At 34.1% G+C, this 6800-nt stretch carries 6 protein-coding genes; all 6 read right to left on the minus strand.

Annotated elements, in window-relative coordinates; genetic code table 11:
• Positions 1-520: 520 nt before the first annotated feature.
• The gene (locus MTCD1_RS17865) at positions 521-1039 is read right to left on the minus strand and encodes a hypothetical protein (protein WP_057180809.1); all 519 of its coding nucleotides are present in this window, start codon (positions 1037-1039) and stop codon (positions 521-523) included.
• Between the two features lie 9 nt (positions 1040-1048).
• Positions 1049-2077: a hypothetical protein gene (locus MTCD1_RS17870; RefSeq protein ID WP_057180808.1), complete on the minus strand. Its 1029-nt coding sequence runs from the start codon at positions 2075-2077 to the stop codon at positions 1049-1051.
• A 153-nt stretch (positions 2078-2230) separates the two neighbouring features.
• A complete protein-coding gene (locus MTCD1_RS17875) occupies positions 2231-3118 on the minus strand; it encodes a hypothetical protein (protein WP_057180807.1) in 888 nt (295 codons plus the stop codon).
• A 139-nt stretch (positions 3119-3257) separates the two neighbouring features.
• Positions 3258-4727: a hypothetical protein gene (locus MTCD1_RS17880; protein WP_057180806.1), complete on the minus strand. Its 1470-nt coding sequence runs from the start codon at positions 4725-4727 to the stop codon at positions 3258-3260.
• A 199-nt stretch (positions 4728-4926) separates the two neighbouring features.
• Positions 4927-5418 carry a hypothetical protein gene (locus tag MTCD1_RS17885; protein WP_057180805.1) on the minus strand — a complete coding sequence of 164 codons (492 nt, stop codon included), beginning with the start codon at positions 5416-5418 and terminating at the stop codon, positions 4927-4929.
• Positions 5419-5693: 275 nt separating this feature from the next.
• A complete protein-coding gene (locus MTCD1_RS17890) occupies positions 5694-6356 on the minus strand; it encodes a hypothetical protein (RefSeq protein ID WP_057180804.1) in 663 nt (220 codons plus the stop codon).
• Positions 6357-6800 lie beyond the last annotated feature (444 nt).

Raw genomic sequence — 6800 nt, forward strand, 5'->3', positions numbered from 1 at the left:
GAGTACTCATCAATATCGGGCTTGTTCAACAACAGGATCAAGTTGCGGCTGCGCGCAACCTATCCTTTATTTATTATATGTTTTACACACTAGAATGGGACTTCATCTTCACAATCTAAAAAAGGTTCTACTGGTTCAGGCCACTCAAAAATTTCAACAAACGTAATACTATTAACGATTCGTGCCACAAGACTCCTTCACTAAAGTCCCTTTGTTCTTATCTCTCCAGCACTTTAAGCCACTAAATGAAAAGTCGTGGTCATTTTTACCATATCCACCGGTCTCACTTGATAAAAGTTCCCAACGAGGAGAGTTACGAAATTTATCTCTCATAGCATTTCCATCGTTAATAGTGCTTAACATTGGATTTCTATTCGTACTGTAGGATAAATTTTTCAACGAAAACCTCGTAAACATATAACGCCTAAATAACAGGCTAAGTAATGGTTGGCTAAAATTGTGTAGCGAAGCGAAACGTAGCCAACTGTTACGTGTCCTTGTTGATTTTCTTGTTAGTGCTTTATTTTTTTCCAGGTCTCATCCTCGCCAGCATTTTTTGTCTTTCTTTATCTTCGTCTAAATCATCTTTAATAGAATCACCAGGAACGAGGGTTAGAACCAAGGACCAAAACTGTAACATTGTTAAAAAAGCTATTACAGCAAAACTAAGCGCTCTAAATATTTCTTTAAATTGAATTAAATATTCTACTTGTTTTGCTAGTGGCACAATAAATGCCATGCCTATAACAATGCTGAGAATAGATGTTGAATAAATCATTGGCCGGAATAGTCGATTTATTTGATCGATATCATCTGATTTTTCTTTATATGGTTTTTTTCCAAAAGCTTGGGATAGTTTTTGGGGGTATAATAAAGCAATCCATGCTCCCATAACTGCAAATATTATTGCTGAAGTATTCCTTAAGCCATCATAAATAACCATCTGTTCTTTAAATGCTATTTTCCCACCCAATAAAAGAGATACGATAATAACGAGTAGAACAATTATAATAAATAATATTTTAATTTTTATACTCATAATTTCAGCCTACTCATCCAATAATGATAATATTAAATCTCGTTTTTCAGTCACTTGATCCAATATGCTTTTGGCCTCTACTATTTCGTCATCTAGTCTTTTAATATCAAGTTCATACTCACTTCTAGCTAAAGAATTACTCAACCATCTTGGCGCTTGCTCACCTTTAAGGGTGAAGCCTATGTCATCCCATTTAGCATCATGGTTGTCTTCCCAATCTTTAACCATCTCTTTCAATTCTTGTTCAGATGGAGTGAACGGAAATTGATATGAAAAATTAACCTCCGAATTTAAATTTCGTGCTTTTTTAAGGCCTAATCCTAATAATGCTTTTTGCCATAGATCTTGATTGCTTTCTAATGTCGGCGATAAACGATTATGCCTTTCAACTTTTCTAATATTATGACACTGGTCAAGTATGTAAGATATTTGACCCGGCTTTCTAACTATAGATGTCTTAAACAATGCATGTAAATTTAAAGGATCACTTTCAGAACTATCTGAATATCCAACAATATTGAAATCGGCTTTCCCTTCATCAGAAAGGACAACATAATCCGAAAACTTCGAAATAAACTCTTTAAAATATTTATCTAAATTTTTCTTACCGTTAAGCCTATGCTGAAAACGAATTGTCGCAAAAACATTTTTAGATGGTACAAACCAAAAATATGTTGCATACCCCGGAATACTATCTTTAGGTAATTGTGTAAATTCAACTTTCGCGCTACCGACTTTAGATTTTGCTTTAACAGCTGCTACTTTTCCTTCATAAGATGGAGTTTCATTCCATGTTGTAAGTAGAAAATCACCCGTCACTCCATTTTTAACAAGGTCATAACAAAAAGTCCTATCGACATCTTCACTTTCTTCAATAGCATAAGTACAAGTCTCTTCTAAAGGCTTGCCCTCACGCTTGACCCATGTCATTAATTGGTTTAAGAGCTTAGGAACATTACCCAATTTAATATCATCTGATCCATAATCATATAATCCACATTTTTCTATATTATAAAATGTGATTTTAGCAGCTTCCATTTCTATTCCTAATTAATTGAAAATATCGATACAACAAGAGCACTAACGCTTTGCTAAGCGGCTAAAAATGGCTGGCTATAATAGCGAGGAACGAGCACAGCCAGCTGTTTGTGTCCGTTTAAGCAACTTGTTAGCTGCATGATTTTAATACTTCTATATATTAGCTACTAAATTTTGGAGTAATAATTTTTCACCATCTTCAATACCTAAACGTGGGTTTACTGCCCATTGCGATGCGTGTACTAATAACTTTCTTTCTTCCGATGTGGACATAAATGAAAAACAGATAACTATTCCAAGAATTTTATTACTCTTCTCAGTATATATTTCTTGCCAAATGGAAGAGTACTTTAAAATAAATTTATCCATTATTTTATCAACGGATCTTGATAAGGATGAATCATTATTTGAAACAAGTAACTCATCCTTCGGGTTTAATATTCTTGTAACTTCTAAAGCAACAATACCACGATGACCAGAGCCTCTTTGTTTCTTTATAATTTTATCTAGTTGGTTAGAAGCTGTTCTTACATTAGATTCAATTTTGGCATCAGTTGATATTCTTTTACATTCTACCCAGATTTTATATTTATCAATTTGTATGCCTGTATCAGATTCAGCATTTAAAATAGCTTTTACTCCAAAGTCAGGCCTGTGAACTTTAGCTGCAAATAAAGCTTCGAATAAGAAGTTACGAGCTGTTGTTGATTTTGGTGTTTCATCAGATGAGTTTATTGGCCCTTTAACCCCTTTCTTTAATTTCTCAATTATCTCATTTAGATGTTGATTCTGTTCGTTTTTAAAAGATTTGTAGATTGCGATGAAATCATGTATCTCTAACATTGAGCTGACAAAGTCAGGGAATTGGTTTTTAACGTCATCTCTACTTGCTGTTTTGTAGTTATCCTTCCAAAACTTAATCATCTTATGGTAGTTGAAGGTTCTTCCTGAACCGAGATCTACTCCAAGTTGCTTCATCCACTCTAAAGCATCAGAATAATCCTGATAGATCTTATCGTAGTTTTGAGTTGCTATGATCATAAAAATTCCAGGTTACTCAGACTCTTTTGATTGGATGCAGCTAACGCCTCACTAAGAGGCAAATAATAGTTGGTTAAAATAAGCGACGAAGGAGCAAAAACCAACTGTTATTTGTCATTTTGAGTGACTTGTTATATAGCTAGTTATCACAATGCTCGATGAATACATCTTTAAAACTCTCCCATTTCTTTGAACAAATACGACGTTTGATATGCAGGTAACGTACAGAATAATCTGGATCATCTTTAATAAGCGATATAAGTTTATTACCGTACTTTTTAGTGTTTTTCTTATCGTCTATCTTGTAATTCAACCGCAGAAGTTTTTCATAAATATCAATTGATTGATCTAAACTCATCTCTTTTTTATCTTTTAATAAAGCTATATACATTGATGTAAGCTGATTACCGTATTTTCTAGAATTTTCTTTATTTTCTTTATTTTCTTTATTTTCTAGTTTTAAGCTCAAAGGAAGAAGTTTGTTATATAAATAAAATAATTGGTTTAAATCCATATCCGCTTCATATTTTAATAAAGCAGTATACGCTGTATAAGCTTTATCTGAAGAAGCTAAATCATTCCACTTTTCAATTTTAGATGCTTGGTAGGATAAATCGTCTATTTTATCCTTGAAAAAAACACTTCGTAATAACATGTCATCGATATCTCGATTTTTCCATGAGCTTTCTGTATGTGCGTTAGAACAGAGGAGGTCTGGATTGATCGTTCCGGTATAACTATCACTCTTCCTTCCTCTCACAGTAATTGATTCCGCAAGAAGCTTGTTATCCTTTTTTCGAGTAATACTAGATCTTATAACTCTGGTGTTATTAGTTGATGCGACTAACTGGTTTTCAAAGTAAGTAAAAGTATAATCCCGTTCTAGCTTTTCAATATCGAAATAGTGTTTATGATCACTATATCTCAGATATCGCTTGATTTTCCATTGATCTTTAATCGGTAATGGAATCAAGTAACTCTCTACTGGAATCAGGTAGCTTTCATCAATTATCTCTTTTTCATAGACTTTAAGTCCTGTATTTTCACATAAATCTTCAAAGTCGCCACTACTAATGGCTTTGCGTCCTAGAATACTTTCAGGCGTCCACTCATAGTCTTTATTTATAAAGACATCTTTAACAATATTTCCTGAATTGAAGCTTGATGCACTCCTATTTATTCCTATTTTACCATTTGGACAGGATGTATCTTTAGTAGGGTGCCCTATACCCCATGGTTTTTCATCTGACTTGTAGCCAGAATAAGTTACTTGTTTCGCAAGCAATTTTCCGTCTGACTTTCTGACGATAGAATCGGTTATTGATATCCATGTCTCTAAACCTTTTAGCTTCTCTCTTTTTTGGAACGTAAATACATAGTCTTTTTCTAATTTATCTCTATCAATATAATAATTTTCATTTAAACCAAATCGGTATTCGTATCGCCGTTTATCCATATCAGGAGAAAACTGTTTAATGTATTTAGAAGGCAGGTTAACTTTCTCATAAACAAAATATCCAGAGTCTTCACAAATTTCTTCAACGTCAACACCCCAAAAGGAATATAGTAATAAAATAATAATACTTAACAAAAGGTATGTTTTTTTCATAATGGTTATGCAACTCCTTTGCTTTGAGATTATTATTATTGAAATTAAGGGGGATGATGAGAAAGGTTAAAATATACTCATAACTATCCCTAGCTATATAACGCCTTACTAAGCGGCGCGAAATAGTTGGCTAAAATGTACGAGGAACGAGTGCTAGCCAACTGTTTAGCGTCCGTTTGAGTAACTTGTTATGCGTATTTTAACTACTTAATGCACTTAACCATTCAGTGATAATTGGAATCATGCATTTGAGTTTTATCTCTTTATTGTTTGATAATGCAAATAAAAAATTAGAAAGTTGATAATGTTCACTATCCGCAATTACTCCAACATGAATCATTGTTTTAGAATTAGAGTCATTCATTCTATCTAAATCCTCCCACCATTCAGCCTCATGCTTCCAGTAATTAGCTGCAGAATTTATTGCTTTAGCATATGGAATCCCTGAACGATGACGCGGTCCTAGCTTATATGCTTTATCTTTACCAATACGCGAAAAAGTAGCTACTTCACCTAGATATTGTTGTGCTGCGACTAAGCCAATACCAACATAATATTCTGATTGGTCAAATAAACCATCTGTATCGGGATCTGCTGAGTTATTAATCGCACAATCTATTTCCGATAGCTTTGCATCAAGAATCTCAAAAAGTTCTTTCAGTCTTGGAAGACACCCTAATGGATCCATCATTCAATCATGTACTCCATATGACGTATACGCATAACGAGCTTGTAGAATAACTCGTTTATTATGAATTACCCCCTAAAATCGGGGTGGTAAATGTATTACCTATATCGAGTTAATCGTCTACAGTTCGATATAGGAGCACAAAGTTTTAGTAGTTTTTACTGAATTAGTTATTCTACAGCCTCAACGCCTTACTAAGCGGCGATAAATTGTTGGCTAAAATGGCGAGGAACGAAGCTAGCCAACTGTTTAGCGTCCGTTTGAGTAACTTGTTAGAGCTACTTTCCAATTCTACCAATACGTTGGGCTAAACCAACGTTTATTAATGAACGGGCAAAACCACCAAAAAATGGAATAGCACTCAACATTGCCAGAGTCATCATGTTCTTTTCTGACATTAAATCTGTCAACGTAACTTCACCAGTTTTGCTAGAGATAACCCTGCTCTCAACATTTGCATTTTTTAAGTAAATATCGATTGAATCGTCGATATTATCTATGGAGACAATCTCAAAAGAAACACGGTCTTCAGGGTTTAATAGATCAATTTTAATATCTAAACAATTATCTTCTTTTTTGATTTCAGTTATATTCCCAAACCCAACAGGCGGAAAAGTTTTCATTGAATAGTCAATTATCTTACTTTTATCAGAAAGGCGAATATTTACTGGCTGATTGGTAATTGCCTCATTACCAGTATTAATAACCTCAATTGAAATTAAATATACAGCATCAACATCATTTCCAGAGAATTTAACTTCAAGTTGATCTTTGATTTTATCTGAAACAGAAAACAGTGAGGTTATGTCATGTATCACGCAATCAATTCTTTTAGTTTTTTGCGTTCTTCGCCAAATATATACAGAAGCAATAACACTGAGGATAGAACCAACTATACCTCCAAGTATTGCTGCGACAGTTGGATTTTCATACCAAGCCATAATTACTCTCCTTGTAGCTCTAACGCCCAAATAACGGGCTAAGTAATACTTGCTACAATGTGAAACGAAGTGGAACCGAGCAAGTGTTACGTGTCCCAGTTGATTTGCTTGTTAGTTGCAACATACTTTCACCAAGTACAACAATAACTTAAACGCACCGTAATGAAAATACCAAACCGTGAATTTGAGCCATTACACTCACTATTTAGAGCGAATAGTTACGCTAATACACCTTTCAGAAACGTGATAAAAGTGACTAACTTATTCGCGGTAAAGCACCAAACAGTGAATTGGTGAAACTGAATTATTTAGCACTTAGACGATGTTTTTTATTAGCCAACTAACGCCCAAATAACGGGCTAAGTAATACTTGCTAAAATGTGAAACGAAGTGGAACCGAGCAAGTGTTACGTGTCCCAGTTGATTTGCTTGTTAGTTGCAACA

Source organism: Colwellia marinimaniae (assembly GCF_002207865.1).
GTDB lineage: Bacteria > Pseudomonadota > Gammaproteobacteria > Enterobacterales > Alteromonadaceae > Colwellia > Colwellia marinimaniae.

Coding starts and splice junctions, on each gene's coding strand:
- MTCD1_RS17885 (WP_057180805.1), bottom strand. CDS start 5,418: ATGATGGATCCATTAGGGTGTCTTCCAAGACTGAAAGAACTTTTTGAG.
- MTCD1_RS17865 (WP_057180809.1), bottom strand. CDS start 1,039: ATGAGTATAAAAATTAAAATATTATTTATTATAATTGTTCTACTCGTT.
- MTCD1_RS17880 (WP_057180806.1), bottom strand. CDS start 4,727: ATGAAAAAAACATACCTTTTGTTAAGTATTATTATTTTATTACTATAT.
- MTCD1_RS17875 (WP_057180807.1), bottom strand. CDS start 3,118: ATGATCATAGCAACTCAAAACTACGATAAGATCTATCAGGATTATTCT.
- MTCD1_RS17870 (WP_057180808.1), bottom strand. CDS start 2,077: ATGGAAGCTGCTAAAATCACATTTTATAATATAGAAAAATGTGGATTA.
- MTCD1_RS17890 (WP_057180804.1), bottom strand. CDS start 6,356: ATGGCTTGGTATGAAAATCCAACTGTCGCAGCAATACTTGGAGGTATA.